Source organism: Fulvivirga marina (assembly GCF_016775155.1).
Classification (GTDB): Bacteria; Bacteroidota; Bacteroidia; order Cytophagales; family Cyclobacteriaceae; genus Fulvivirga; species Fulvivirga marina.
This window is the reverse complement of sequence record NZ_JAEUGD010000043.1, coordinates 1-13,625: the sequence shown is the minus strand read 5'-3', so window position 1 is coordinate 13,625 and position 13,625 is coordinate 1. Positions and strand designations below refer to the sequence as shown.

Sequence of the window (13,625 nt, the reverse complement as noted above, 5' to 3'; positions counted from 1 at the left end):
AGTATTCTGGTGAAAAACATGTCTTTCAAGCTTTTTTGTTGCTCTTTCAGACCGCCTCACTAAGCACAATACTCTCTGATTTACAGTAGATTATTAACAAAAGCTAAAAAGGGAGAGCTTAATACCGACACCCTCTTACAAAATAAAGCGGTAGGTGTATTTTAAAATAAATGTGTTACGAGGCTTCTTGTTAAACAAGCCTTCATAAAGGTGGGAAAAAGAATGACTCTCGTTGCCTGGTGATTCTGACCTGTTTTGTGTCCAGACCAGGAATAGGGTAGAGCCTGGAATATATTCCCATCTAAGGACCATGTTGGAGCGGAATTGAGCAAAATTGAAGTCGGGGTTTTCTATGGTATAATCTTTTTGACTGTCGAAGTTTTCGTCAATCAAATACTCATCATTTTCAGAGTCATACACTGTTCTAACAGCGGCAAACCTGTTATTATAGTTCTCCGCAGCAGGAGTAGTCACTTTCTTAAAAGCAGAATAGCTTCCTGATGATGCAAAGGGCTGTCCCCAATATTGAATGGACAGGTTTGGAGTTATCATGTAGGTCATCCGAAAAGACATGTTATAAGTAGTCTGATCTATTTGAGCTATGATATAGCGGTCCTGCCCCAAGTCACTAACAGTAGTTACATATTGCATTTCATCCACATTACTCCGTATGCTTGGATTAAGGGAAATATTCCATGCATTACTTGGGCGAAACACAAAATTGAGCCATAAACCTCTGGTTTTTTGATTGTTGTCAAACCCAAAACCCCACCATGGATTTACTTCCATACTAAACTTCTTTCTGGGGTCAGTCATTATCCAGGCCCAATACTCAAACCTACCGGGATAGGTAATAGCAGGTCCCCCACGTAAATCGGCATTGGAGACTGCATCGCTACGTAAATAAAAACCAGCACCCCCAGACCAAAAGTTTTTGAACTCAAAGTTCGTCCGCATATTAAAATCCTTTTTGGTACTGACACCTCCAAAATCCCAGGACGAGGACTGATTAAAGTTAACGCGAAGCCACCTGAAAGCTCCAAAAGGCTTCAGCTTCCTATATTGAACCCACAGCCACTGAGTCATCATATCCGTTTGACCTAAAAAGCCAATATCATTTAACTCTAACTCTGGAGACAACCAGCTAAAGCCTGCATCATAAACAATTTTTCCGCTTCGTTTTCCAAAAATCAGTGTTCCACCAGTACCTGTTAGCTCATTTCGTGTAGTATCAAGTTTTGTATGACGATTATCAGCACGCTGAAAAAACCTCTCAGAAGATTTCTGGGTAGAGGTTACTGCTTCCTCGCTTCCCTCTACCTTACTTAAAACCACTTTGGAGGAAATGAAGTATGTACGCTGAAGCCAATAATGGGTAAAATCCACACCAGCAGTATAGGCCGATTTATGAAGCCAGTCCAGCCGCGGATCTTCTATTTTACGATTAGTAGCAGTAAACATTCCTCCAACAAGCGTATTACCCTTATTGATATCCTGTTGAGCCCTTGCTACAAAATAGTTGGTTAGAGGCTCTATCGTTTCCTCACGGGTATACCCCAGGCTATCAACTTCTGCTTTCTCAATAGCCGTTACTGACTCCAAGATACCCCAGGAAAAACCATTCTTATTTTTACCTGTAACTTTAGCAGCACCCAGAATACGGGAATTGCTACCGGCCTTAACAAACTCCTCCACTTCATCGTCATCAGCCTCTCCGTCTCCATCCAGATCATCGTCATCCGTATCTATGGTTTGTTGCGGTTTTCGGCCTATTCTCCGTGAGTAAAAAAGATTGTTGTTATCAGAGCTGGAAACCGGAAAAGTCAGGATATTATTTCCTTCAATAAAAAAAGGGCGCTGCTCAGGAAAAAAGAGCCTGAATGCCGATAAGTTAACTTGCGACGGGTCTGCCTCTACCTGTCCAAAATCAGGGTTTACCGTCAAATCCAAAGTAATATCACTGGTAATACCAATTTTTGCATCCAGTCCAAAATCAATATCTGATGAGCTACCTGTAGCATAAGGATTACCCTCTTCCTTTTGAAACCGCTCAGTTTTAGCCAGTACATAAGGCTGTATTTCCAGCTGCTTCTGTGGCCTTATCCCCTTTATTCCTCTCAGTTCACCAAACAAATGAACCCAACCGGCTGCATCTTGTGGTATATATTGCCAGTTAGAACGTTCATTATTCCTAAAAAACCGGCGAGTAATCTGCAAACCCCAGATATGCTCGGGTTTATCAGCAAAGCGCAACTGACTTAATGGAATCCTCATCTCCGCAATCCATCCCTCTTCATTTATACTCGTTTTAAGATACCAGATAGGGTCCCAATTGCTGTCCCAGTTGTTTCCGTTATTAGACACATATTCATCACCCTTTACACCAGAAACGGAAGCTGTAAATGAAAATGCCGTTCTTTTATCATAATAGCTATCGATATTCACCTCCACAAAATCTCCCTCAAAACCATCTCTTCTTGACATGCGATCAACTATTTTGTCAGGTTCAGAATCAAGGTTTTTGAACAAGACATAAAGGTTTTTAGCATCGTAGAGAATCTTAAACTGAGTTTGAACGGAAGGAGCTGCACCGTCATCAGGAATGCGTTGTGTAAAATCACCTCCTCCCCAGGGTACCTGCTCCCAGGCTCTATCTTGTACCTTACCATCTATCTTAGGCGGCTCTCCCACTATGCGTTGGGTGGTATAAGACTTGACATCGGGTTCTTGAGCAAACCCAGAGGAAAATACTGATATAATTACGATAAAAATAAGAAGAAGCCTCATTGTTAGAGTTTTAGACCTTACAAGTTATTACTGCTATTATCTGCAATAGTTACATGCCTGCTAAGGCCTAATGCCGAATAGACGATTATTTCTGACAAACGTCTCATTCTCTTATATAAACGGAGGTCCTGCAAATGACTAATTGGTAGGTTATTGGTGAAAGTTATTACAAAACCAGTACCTTAAGTCAACATTTATTGACTGAAAGATTATGAAACCAAAAGTAAACCTCAAAGAAAAATTCTCTCTGTTCTCTGCACACTGGACTCCCAAGATTGTAGGTGAACTGAACGGACAGTATGTTAAGCTTGCCAAGATAAAAGGAGAAATGGTATGGCATAGCCATGCTAATGAAGATGAAATGTTTTTGATCATCAAAGGCAGTATGACATTATATTTCAGAGACGGTAAAGTTGATTTGAATGAAGGAGAAATGTTTGTAGTACCAAAAGGAGTTGAGCACTTACCTGTTGCCGAACAGGAATGTCATGTTATGCTATTTGAACCTAAATCAACGGCGCATACCGGCGAGGTAGAGTCTGATCTAACTGTGAAGGAATTGGACTGGATATAATCTAGCGTAATCGGGTTAGAAAGAAAACAAGCAGACTGACGCTTGAAAAGATAACACCCATACCCCCTACAAGGGTAATTACAAACCAGCGATCCATGAAGGTGTTGATAAGCACATCATGTGGGTCATCAGGGTTAACATAAACCCAGACCTCCTCTCCCACAGAGTAGCTGGGCGGTTGAGATTCAATATTAGAATAGTAGGTGTAAGTCTGGCCTTCAAACTTGTACTCAAATACAGGCTGGGAAGGATTATGAATTACCACAGCCACGGTCTGTTCGGCCTCCTTAACAAAGTTGCGGTGCGATAAGTATAGATAAACACCTATACCCAGCATAATAGCCCCAATTAAACCGAAAACATAGGTGAGAGCACTAACACCACCACTACGAAATGGCCCGGGTTTTCTAATATACTCACCTTCCGCTATGTCCTCATCAATCAGTTCAGCCAATCGCTTGGCATCTTTTAGGGTTAAATCGAAGTTAGTTCGAAGATATTTAATAGCTTCAATTTTACGGCCCTTGATCAGTAGCTCTCTAATGTATTGCTTTTGAACCTCTGCAACCTCCATATTTCAATTTAATGATATTTTTGAACTAACACCAGTCTTATAGACAAGTCCTTAATTGAAAAATAAATAAGAAGGGTTAGCTTTAGCCAATTGACACAACTTACTGTTCGGGTGAGAAAATAGAGGGTACAAAATAGTGCTCTTTCGCACTAGTATACGTTATTTAATATAAACATATGTTTACGTTATATCGAATGAAAAGGAACGGTTATATACCCAATTTCATGTACAAAGTTTTGTACATGGTTTATTAAAATATGTTATTTTATATTAAAACACGTTATTTCGTTTATATTGAGCTTTTGTTTATTATCATAAAAAAGCCAGCCTTTACAAAAAGCGGTCTTTTACTGTTTCACGCTAAAACCAACTAAAACTATGATAATAGCTTGTTCAACCTAACCGATTAAATAAAGGTAATTGCCATACCAATAGTTGCATATAATATAAGTTGCATGCTTGTAAGGAAATGTTAACAATCAAAAATCCCAATATAAAAACTAGTCCCGGTTTTGGGCTTATTCTTTTTCCGAGAACAAGATAAGAGAGTCGTAATATCTGTAAAGTCATGTGCAACAGAAGCAGCTCTCTCTACTTTCGAATACCTTTATGACAATAGGCTTGATATAATTACAACAGGAAAAATAACCAGCCCGATAAGGAAGATGTTCCGGCCATGTTTCCGGTCAGAGTGACAATAAGAATACACCTTCTTTCCGCCCGGAAGAGTCTTGGTTCCATTCCATATCTGCCATCCCATCAACAGCCCCAACAGCCCACCTATTAAAGAGAAGAAATAGCCGGCGTAGACCCAGCCCATTTGACTTGCTTCAGGTTCAGTCAGGTCAGCCAACCTTTGAGTTTTGAGTGAAGCAATTAAGTCCTTGCTTATATTTTCTCCTCTATCCCTAAGAATTTTAGTTGACAGCATATGGTCCAACTCACTCCACTCATCAGGCTTTAACAGCACATCATAGAGTTCCTCATTTGTAAAATCAAATAAGTAGTGAGTTTTATCTACATTAAGCATCATTACCTCAGCATGAGCAGACAGAATATTACGGGCTTTTTCAAAGTCACGCTGATAAATTTTTATTTCATGCACCACTGCTTGGGCTCCGCCACCAAATGTTGTATCAACCGGTGACCCAACCTCAACCAACTTATATTCAATTCCATTGCTTAAAAATAATTGCACTAGATCTTCTGATAAAGCCAGGTCAGAAAATCTTCTAAAACTCCTCAATTCACCCATTAACTACTATATGGTATTTAAAAAATATTTGATTAAGATATAACCAAAAAAAAGCCGCCCTTTACCAGAGAGCGGCTTCTGACTGTTTTCGTTAAAACCAACTAAAAACGAAATAACAGCTTGTTCAACCTAACCGTTTTAATAAAAACAATTGCTATGCCAACATATGATTGTCTTGAAAAAGCGTATTTGGAGGTTAAACAAGAACATGTTCTGTTTCAAGTGGAGAACTCTGTCCCAAGTCGGGAATGAAAATTCCTTCAAGGCACATTGATAATCGAAGTTAAATTTGACAAACTTCGTCTTCATTACTTAACAGATGCCAAAATATTATCTAATGCTTCGTTGAAGACTGTCGGGTTTTCCACCATCGGATAATGACCCGTGTCTCCAATGAACTCGATATGGAAATCATTCCTTGAATATTTTTTAAGCCCTTCCTCGTAAGTTGATGTAGCAGAACTATTGATAAGATATAGTTTCAGCGGTAACTTCTCAAGTAGCTTGGGCACATCTTGAAAGCCTTGCATCAGATCCTTTAGAGATTTAAGACCAATTGCCGGATCAGTGTTCGCAATGTCTGTCATCACAGCTTTCTTTACCTCTGGTGGAGTAGAAAGATGAAACAAGGTCTTCTCAGAGTATGTTGGTGCATTTTTACCGAAATCACTTTCCAGAGCCTCAAAGTAATCGGTCATATATTTCGTATCCTCAGGCGAAAACTCAACGCCAACATATTTGAAGTTATCAACACCCACAACCCCGATGACCTGGACTGGCAGATCAATAGCCACATGCAACATGATATTTCCCGACATAGAATGACCAACCAGCACCACATTCTTCAGACCCTTCTTTTTTATAAAGCCTTCAACATCTTCTGCATACTCCTTTATTGTCCATGAGGTTCTCCCTTTGGCAGTAGATTCACCAAAGCCCGGCAAATCCATGGCATATACGCTATAGTCTTTGCTAAAGTGAGTAATCTGATTTTTCCAATAGCCGCTATTAATGCACCAGCCATGCAAAAAAAGCAAAGTAATGTCTCCACTACCGCTTTGAAGATAGCTTATCTTCACCTGGTCATTGATCTTGACTTGTTCTTTCTTCATTGAGACTGAGTTTTGACCGTAGGCTCCACCTAACATTAACAGGCAGGTCACCGACATAAGTAATAATTTTTTCATAGGATAATATTGATTTATACAATACTAATCCACGCCTGTGTCAACCCTATGTCAGTATCAAAAACCTTTACCCCTCTCAAACACAAAATTTATTTCCCGACAAGCACACCATATTCATCCGGTATTGGCACCCCATGAAACTGATTGGTAAGACCATAAAATATCAATAGGGTCAATACTGCTCCCGATACTAGAATTGCCACGGACTGAGCAGATGGAGACACACCGAGTATGGGTTGTTTCATTTTCCTTTTATGAATAGCCGCTATATGGCCAAAAAATGAAAGGATTGCAAGGCCATAATATGGAATGAAAAACATATTATGAGGAAAGGTATTCAAACCAGCCACTCCAAAATAGAAATTAGTATCCAGGTTTAAGACAAACCTGCCTGTAATTACAGCACTCAAATGAATGATCAGAAAAACCGCCATATAAATTCCTGTCCAAAGGTGTAGCATTTCAAAGTCGTTGGTTGCATGCTTTCTTCCTCTGACAAATAGGGAAATGCCCGAAATTATTTGAACCAGAACGGCCGACAGAAGTATTATCTCAGCAAAAAGGTTGCGATAAAAATGTCGTAATACGGTCATGACTTCGATGTGTTTATCCGCACCGAAAATGCCAACCACATGATTAAATAAGTGCAGCCCAATGAACACGGTAATGGTTATGCCAGATAAATAGTGAATTCGCTTCATATTTCTTGTTTTTGGGCAAAGATCAGGCATCAACTCTAGTCAGCATTTGACATAGATCAAATTCCGTTTTTAGGATTGCGGATTCTGCTTAAGGTCTCCAGGGTAATGCCCAAAAATGAGGCTATATGCGTCAGAGGTACTCTCTGCGTAATTCCCGGCTGAACCCCCAAAAGGTTTTCATACTTCTGTTGTGCCGTCTCGAACTGGATAGAGACAACACGTTGCTGAAGCTGAAGCAGCGTTTTGGTTACTACTGTTTTGACCAGTCTTTCAAAATCGTGGTACTTATCAGAAAGTATAGTGATTTTATCTCTTGAAAGCTCCAGCAAAATTCCCCGCTCCAATATCTCTATGAAGTGAGGACTTGGCACATCAAGAAAAAAGCTGTTAATGGAGCTTATAAACTCGCCCTCGAATGCGAACCAATCTGTAATATCTTTACCATCTTTTAGATAATAAGCCCTGGCGCAGCCCTCTACAATAAAATAGGTTTTATCCGCATATTGCCCTTCCTTAACAAGGGTAGCAGACCGGTCGAAACGCAAAATTTTAAGTGCCCGAACCAGGTCGCCTTGGCATGCATCGGTTAAAGGAGTATAGCTGGCACTAATGGTTTCGACAACCTTACTGATATCCACATCGGTTTCCATTCAAAAACATTGGTTTTACACTTTAATTTTTGGGTGCTTATGACTCAAAAGTCGACACTATGACTTGAACTTACTAAATCCAAGACTATTAAATTTTACAATTTCTGTTACAGCACAAGCAATCTGCAAATCAATCAATTACGCTAAAGAATTGGAAAACTTTATTGAGCTTAATCAGTTTAGTTATAATTTTCCAGCGTCATTTGACCCCGGAGTTAAACCCGGTACCACTAGAATAAAGTAAAAAAAGAAAGTAGTTGTGACGGGTATTATATGAATAAGAACTGCTGGAGAAACTAAGTTTCTGCACTGTGCCATGTAATCTGCACACAGATCAGGTGTGAAGAACTAATACTGATAGCCCCGATGCACAAAGACCATAAATACGTTTAAAAGCATATTTATGGCTGAATAAATCGTTCATTCTATTTTTTATTTACTATAGCACGCAGTGAAATGGACAAGCACGGCGTGGCGGAAGAAAAATGGAACCTGTTTTTATAAATGCAAAAAATAAATAGCCTAATAAAACACCTATTACTATCTCAAGCCTCACAAAAACTATAATAAGAGTGACTTTTATTTCATCCTTCTGTCTTTTTCATCTATCGGCAGATCATTGATGCTGGCATATCGCTTTTTCATAAATCCGTATTCATCAAACTCCCAATTCTCATTTCCATAGGCTCGGTACCATTGCCCGTTCGTATCATGATATTCATACTCGAAACGTACAGCAATTTTATTGTCGGTAAATGCCCATAGTTCTTTCTTGAGTTTATAGTCAAGCTCTTTATTCCACTTATCAGATAAGAACTGAACTACGCCCTCTCTGCCCTTGATAAATTTATCTCTGTTCCTCCACTCGGTATCTACAGAGTAGGCAAGAGATACCTTCTCCGGATTCCTGGAATTCCATGCGTCTTCTGCCATTTGCACTTTCTGCATTGCTGTTTCGTGCGTGAATGGCGGTAATGGTTTTTTCACTTCCATAGCTTTAGTTAATTAGGGATTGAACTATATTTTTAGATTTAATAATTGGCCACTGATCCTTGAACAACTGACTTTCTATAATCGAACTTTCAAACAGCAAATACACATGATCACTTATACCAGGACTCACCAGGGTTTTGATATAATCTCTTAAGTCGCTTTTATGACTTCGGATTACTTCAAGGATTTTCGAATCATTTTCGTTGAGTTCAGAAAGTATATTGAGGAAACTGCAGCCTCTAAAGTTTTCCAGTTCATTCATAGACACCAAAAAGTCAAATGCACATAAAACTTCACTGCTCTCTCCCGCATGTTTCTTCACATATTGGCGAAGCTTGGTAAACCAATAAGTATGACGAAACTCTAAGTAGGCTATGCAGAGATCTTCCTTCGACTTAAAGTTGTAGTAGAAACTACCTTTGGCAATTTCCGCTTCTTCGATGATCTGGTTAATCCCCGTAGAGTTATAGCCATGTCTGTGAAACAGCCGGGCTGCAGTGTATATCAGTTTATCTCGAACCTTCATTATTTACGATTTGATTGGCCAAACATAAATAAAAGAATTTGATTAGACAAGTCTGTCTAATATTGACATGAAAATATCTTACTGATCAATAAGATGCCTCGGATAGGAGATAGTTTAAGAGCGCTCGATTTTCTCCAATGAATCAAGGAAGTCAAACAAAGAATTCATGTCCTGCATAAAACTCTCAAAGTCTGGTATCAAGTCGTAATGTTTGACACTTAAGTAATCAAACAGCACACACCTTAGGTTGCTCTTGAAACGTGAAATCTCGACAGATTCATAAAATACTTCTAAATCGGGGCGGCTGTTGATGGAATGGTTGCTGGTCATAGAATTAAAGGTTGCTTACAAATATTGTACTAAGCTATGCCATCAGCCTTTGTCAAAGTACTCTTTATAAAGAGTGGATTAATTAAGCCTCCTATTATTATACACTTTGTTAGGGGCTAGTCATGGTGTAGGTCCTCCATACAATATAGCGCATTTGGTTTTTGTCACCATAACATCAACTCTGAAAAACCAAAAGAGCTGGAACATTCTCACGCTCAATATAGATATTTCGAACTATTTATATATTAAAAAACAAGATATTTAGAACCAAAAATACTATCTTGGTTCACATAATTTTAAACTGAAATGAACCGAATAAAGGAAGTTTTAGAAGATAAGGGTATTAAACAGATTTGGTTGGCTAAACAACTTGGAAAAAGCTACAACATGGTTAATGGATATGTGCAAAACAGGCAACAACCTAGGCTAGCCGTACTTTTTGAGATTGCCAAGATATTACAAGTCAGTCCCAAAGAATTAATAAAGGCAGAAAATGACTAAAGAGGAAGGGTTAAAATTATTAAGAAAGGCTATAAATGATCCTTCTGCTGAATTTAGAGAAGGTCAGTGGGAAGCTATTGACAGTTTAGTAAATGGTCGAAAGAAGCTACTTGTTATAGAGAGAACGGGATGGGGAAAAAGCTCTGTTTATTTCATTAGTACAAGAATTTTGAGAGATCAAGGTAAAGGTACTACCATTATTATTTCACCATTGCTCGCACTCATGAGAAATCAAGTTGATGCAGCTGAAAGACTAGGAATAAATGCAGTTTCAATTAATTCAACTAATATATCTGATTGGGAAGCTCACAAACAAGCCGTACTCAACAATGAAATAGATGCTCTATTGATCTCGCCTGAGAGACTTTCAAATGAAAGTTTTATGGATAATGTATTAAGACCAATAGCTGATAGAATCGGTTTATTTGTTGTTGATGAAGCTCATTGTATTTCTGATTGGGGTCATGACTTTAGGCCTGATTATCGGAGAATAATAAGCATATTAAAATTTATGCCTGATGGTATGCCAATTCTTGGAACTACCGCAACAGCTAATGACAGAGTATGCGAGGATATCGTTTCACAGCTTGGTAATATAGAGATTATAAGAGGTGCGCTTACCAGGAAAAGTATCTCTTTACAAAATATAAAGCTCAAAGATCAAGCTTCAAGATTGGCTTGGTTAAAGGAAAATATTGAAAGACTTCCTGGAAGCGGAATAATATATACTTTAACAAAAAGAGATGCACACATTGTCACTGATTGGTTGATCGAATGCGATATTGAAGCTGCATACTATTATTCCGGAGCGATTGATGACAATTTTGAGGATTCTAACACATACAGACAGTACGTTGAAGATGTCTTATTCAATAATGAAATTAAGGTCTTAGTTGCAACTTCTGCTCTGGGAATGGGTTATGACAAACCTGATTTAGGATTTGTCGTACATTACCAAGCCCCTAATTCAATTATTTCCTATTATCAGCAGGTTGGAAGAGCTGGACGAGCAATAGACCAAGCATATGGAATACTTTTATCTGGACAAGAGGATGACAAAATACATGAGTATTTCAGACGGTCCGCATTTCCACCTAGAGAGCGCGTTACTGCAATTTTGAATAAACTGGATGAACACGATGGTTTATCGGTGCCCGAACTGATGAAGGAACTCAATTTAAGACAAGGGCAAATAGAGCAAGTTCTAAAATACCTCAAAGTTGAAGAAACTTCACCAATTGTAAAAATTGGAAGCAAATGGAAAAGAGCGGCTGTAGATTATGAAATGGACTCTGAAAAGATTCTAAGATTAACAAGTCAACGCGTTAATGAGTGGGAGGAAGTCAAAGAGTACATTGAACACAATAGATGTTTAATGAGATACCTACAAGATTCACTAGATGATCCCAATAAATCTAACTGTGGAAAATGTGTCAATTGCACAAATAGTAAATTACACGAAGAAGTTACTCACCAAAATGGCGTAGAGGCAGCTCTATTTTTAAAGCATTCTGAATTCGATATAAAATTGAAAACTCGTATTCAATATGACGCATTATCTAAATACGAATTAGCAGGCAACCTACCATTGAATTTGCGGGGGGAGATTGGAAAAACTTTATCAAGGTGGGGTGATGCCGGGTGGGGAAAAATTGTAGCACTAGATAAACACAATAATCACTTTAGAGATGAATTAGTTGAAGCATTTGTAGAAATGATCAACAAAAGATGGAAGCCTTCTCCTTCACCTACTTGGGTTACCTGCATACCATCCCATAGGCACCCTGATTTAGTTCCATCATTTTCGAATAGAGTTGCCGTCAAGCTTGGCATACCATTCATTCCTGTAATCAATAAAATCGAGGAAACAGCTCCTCAAAAAGAACAAGAAAATAGTTACTTTCAGTGTAAAAATTTGGATGGTATTTTTGAAATAGGTAATAATGTTAGAATTGAGGAACCCGTACTACTAATTGATGATGCCATTGATTCTGGGTGGACATTGACAATCGCAACTGCATTACTAAGAGCTGCAGGAAGCGGCATTGTATACCCTGCAACATTAACTTCAACATCAGCTAATTAAAACTATGGTTACAGATAGAACAAAGGCTATATTATTATTTACATCTTACTTTGCTAAGAACTCAGATAGAAACCTGAAACCATTGACAACTACCGAATGGAACCGATTTGTTAGATTTCTACAAACTAAAGGAATAAACCCAGAGGACTTTTTAGCTCAGAATAGTGCCGAATTGCTCGATAATTTACGAGACAAGACTATTTCTTCAGAACGAATAAACTTTTTATTAGATCGAAAATCTAGCTTAGCAATAGCACTAGACAAATGGTCAAAAGCAGGGATTTGGATCATTAACAGAGGTGATAGTGAATATCCTAAAAGGATTAAAAATAAACTAAAGGAAAATGCTCCTCCAATATTATTTGGGATCGGCAGGATTGAACTTCTTAACCAAAGTTATATTGGGGTGGTCGGGGCAAGAAAGTCCAGTGAACAAGAATTAAACGACACAAAGAGAATAGGTTCGAAAATTACTAGAGATAAATTCGGAGTAGTCTCTGGAGGGGCAATAGGGGTCGATGAAGCAGCAATGTTAGGAGCTTTAGAAGCTGGCGGTTTTTCACTAGGTTTTGTGGCCGACTCATTAATTAAGAAATCCACTTCGAGTATTTTCAGAAAATTCATCATCAAAAAACAACTCTGTTTGGCTTCACCATACAATCCTGAGGCTGGCTTTAATGTGGGTAATGCAATGGCCAGGAATAAGCTAATTTATACTCAATCTGAGGCAACTATTGTTATGAAATCAGATATTAAAGGAGGAACATGGGAAGGAGCAAAAGAAAACATTAAGAAGGGTTGGGTTCCCATTTGGGTGATCAATAATGATGGAAAAGGAAATAATGAGATAGTAAAAATGGGAGCTAAAAAACTCTCAATCAATGATGACTGGAATATATCCAAATTAACTGAACATCATTCTAAATTTAATGAACTTGAACTGTTCTCCTTATCAAATTCAGAGACGCCCTCAGAAGGCGAAAAGAATAAAACTACATTAGACTTAAATAGAAGTGAATTCCAAATCAAAATTAAAGAAGCTTCTTTATTTGACTTATTTTTAGTAAAACTGATTGACCATTTCAAAAATAAAACTGTTACCAAAAAAGAGATGAAGGAGGAATTAAAACTTACAAATAGTCAATTGGATGAGTGGTTAAAAATGGGTACGGAGAGAGATTTTCTTATTAAAACCAGTAAACCGTTATCCTTTATGATAAACCCCAAAATGAACATTAGAATAGTAATTTAAAGGCCTCTAATTCACAGATATGCACATTCCCAAGTCCACAAACCCCCAATTTGACAAAGAGCAAATTACATCAATTGCGCAGGAATATTCGAAAGAAACTACCTCATAACAGAAAATCTCCCCAAGCAGATGGATATAACGTTTTGAAATATGCCACTGATTTCGGAGTGTTTATGCCAGTGATTACGGTTCAAAATATGCCAGTTAGC

The 13,625-nt window shown here is 38.3% G+C and carries 12 protein-coding genes; 4 read left to right on the top strand and 8 right to left on the bottom strand.

Annotated features, from left to right (window positions below; all coding sequences use genetic code 11):
* Window positions 1-135 precede the first annotated feature (135 nt).
* Window positions 136-2,787 carry a DUF5916 domain-containing protein gene (locus tag JMN32_RS13760; protein ID WP_202856921.1) on the bottom strand — a complete coding sequence of 884 codons (2,652 nt, stop codon included), beginning with the start codon at window positions 2,785-2,787 and terminating at the stop codon, window positions 136-138.
* Window positions 2,788-2,998: 211 nt separating this feature from the next.
* On the opposite strand from JMN32_RS13760, the gene JMN32_RS13755 reads away from it, so the two are divergent.
* Window positions 2,999-3,361 (top strand): cupin domain-containing protein, encoded by a 363-nt coding sequence (locus JMN32_RS13755; protein ID WP_202856920.1) that lies wholly within the window; start codon window positions 2,999-3,001, stop codon window positions 3,359-3,361.
* 1 nt (window position 3,362) lies between these two features.
* Here the strand turns inward: JMN32_RS13755 and JMN32_RS13750 are convergent, their stop codons facing one another.
* The 7 genes from JMN32_RS13750 to JMN32_RS13720 all read right to left on the bottom strand — a co-directional run bounded on the left by JMN32_RS13750 (window position 3,363) and on the right by JMN32_RS13720 (window position 9,247).
* On the bottom strand, window positions 3,363-3,935 hold the full coding sequence (locus tag JMN32_RS13750) for a DUF3592 domain-containing protein (RefSeq protein ID WP_202856919.1): 573 nt from the start codon (window positions 3,933-3,935) through the stop codon (window positions 3,363-3,365).
* Between the two features lie 607 nt (window positions 3,936-4,542).
* Entirely contained in the window at window positions 4,543-5,190 is a 648-nt protein-coding gene (locus JMN32_RS13745; protein WP_202856918.1) for a hypothetical protein, read from the bottom strand.
* Window positions 5,191-5,498: 308 nt separating this feature from the next.
* Window positions 5,499-6,377, bottom strand: coding sequence for an alpha/beta fold hydrolase (locus JMN32_RS13740; protein WP_202856917.1), 879 nt, complete (start codon window positions 6,375-6,377; stop codon window positions 5,499-5,501).
* Between the two features lie 89 nt (window positions 6,378-6,466).
* Window positions 6,467-7,078 (bottom strand): hypothetical protein, encoded by a 612-nt coding sequence (locus tag JMN32_RS13735; protein WP_202856916.1) that lies wholly within the window; start codon window positions 7,076-7,078, stop codon window positions 6,467-6,469.
* 56 nt (window positions 7,079-7,134) lie between these two features.
* A complete protein-coding gene (locus tag JMN32_RS13730) occupies window positions 7,135-7,728 on the bottom strand; it encodes a Crp/Fnr family transcriptional regulator (RefSeq protein WP_238354470.1) in 594 nt (197 codons plus the stop codon).
* Between the two features lie 579 nt (window positions 7,729-8,307).
* Complete coding sequence (locus tag JMN32_RS13725) at window positions 8,308-8,721, bottom strand: nuclear transport factor 2 family protein (RefSeq protein WP_202856915.1); 414 nt, start codon at window positions 8,719-8,721, stop codon at window positions 8,308-8,310.
* A gap of 4 nt (window positions 8,722-8,725) precedes the next feature.
* Window positions 8,726-9,247: a TetR/AcrR family transcriptional regulator gene (locus tag JMN32_RS13720; RefSeq protein WP_238354469.1), complete on the bottom strand. Its 522-nt coding sequence runs from the start codon at window positions 9,245-9,247 to the stop codon at window positions 8,726-8,728.
* A gap of 636 nt (window positions 9,248-9,883) precedes the next feature.
* On the opposite strand from JMN32_RS13720, the gene JMN32_RS13710 reads away from it, so the two are divergent.
* From JMN32_RS13710 to JMN32_RS13700, 3 genes are read left to right on the top strand one after another with little or no spacing between them, the layout of a single operon-like run.
* Complete coding sequence (locus JMN32_RS13710) at window positions 9,884-10,078, top strand: helix-turn-helix domain-containing protein (protein ID WP_202856913.1); 195 nt, start codon at window positions 9,884-9,886, stop codon at window positions 10,076-10,078.
* Entirely contained in the window at window positions 10,071-12,164 is a 2,094-nt protein-coding gene (locus JMN32_RS13705; protein ID WP_202856912.1) for a RecQ family ATP-dependent DNA helicase, read from the top strand. Before JMN32_RS13710 ends, JMN32_RS13705 begins: the two co-directional genes overlap by 8 nt.
* Window positions 12,165-12,168: 4 nt before the next feature.
* On the top strand, window positions 12,169-13,416 hold the full coding sequence (locus JMN32_RS13700; protein WP_202856911.1) for a DNA-processing protein DprA: 1,248 nt from the start codon (window positions 12,169-12,171) through the stop codon (window positions 13,414-13,416).
* The last annotated feature ends 209 nt before the right edge of the window (window positions 13,417-13,625 follow it).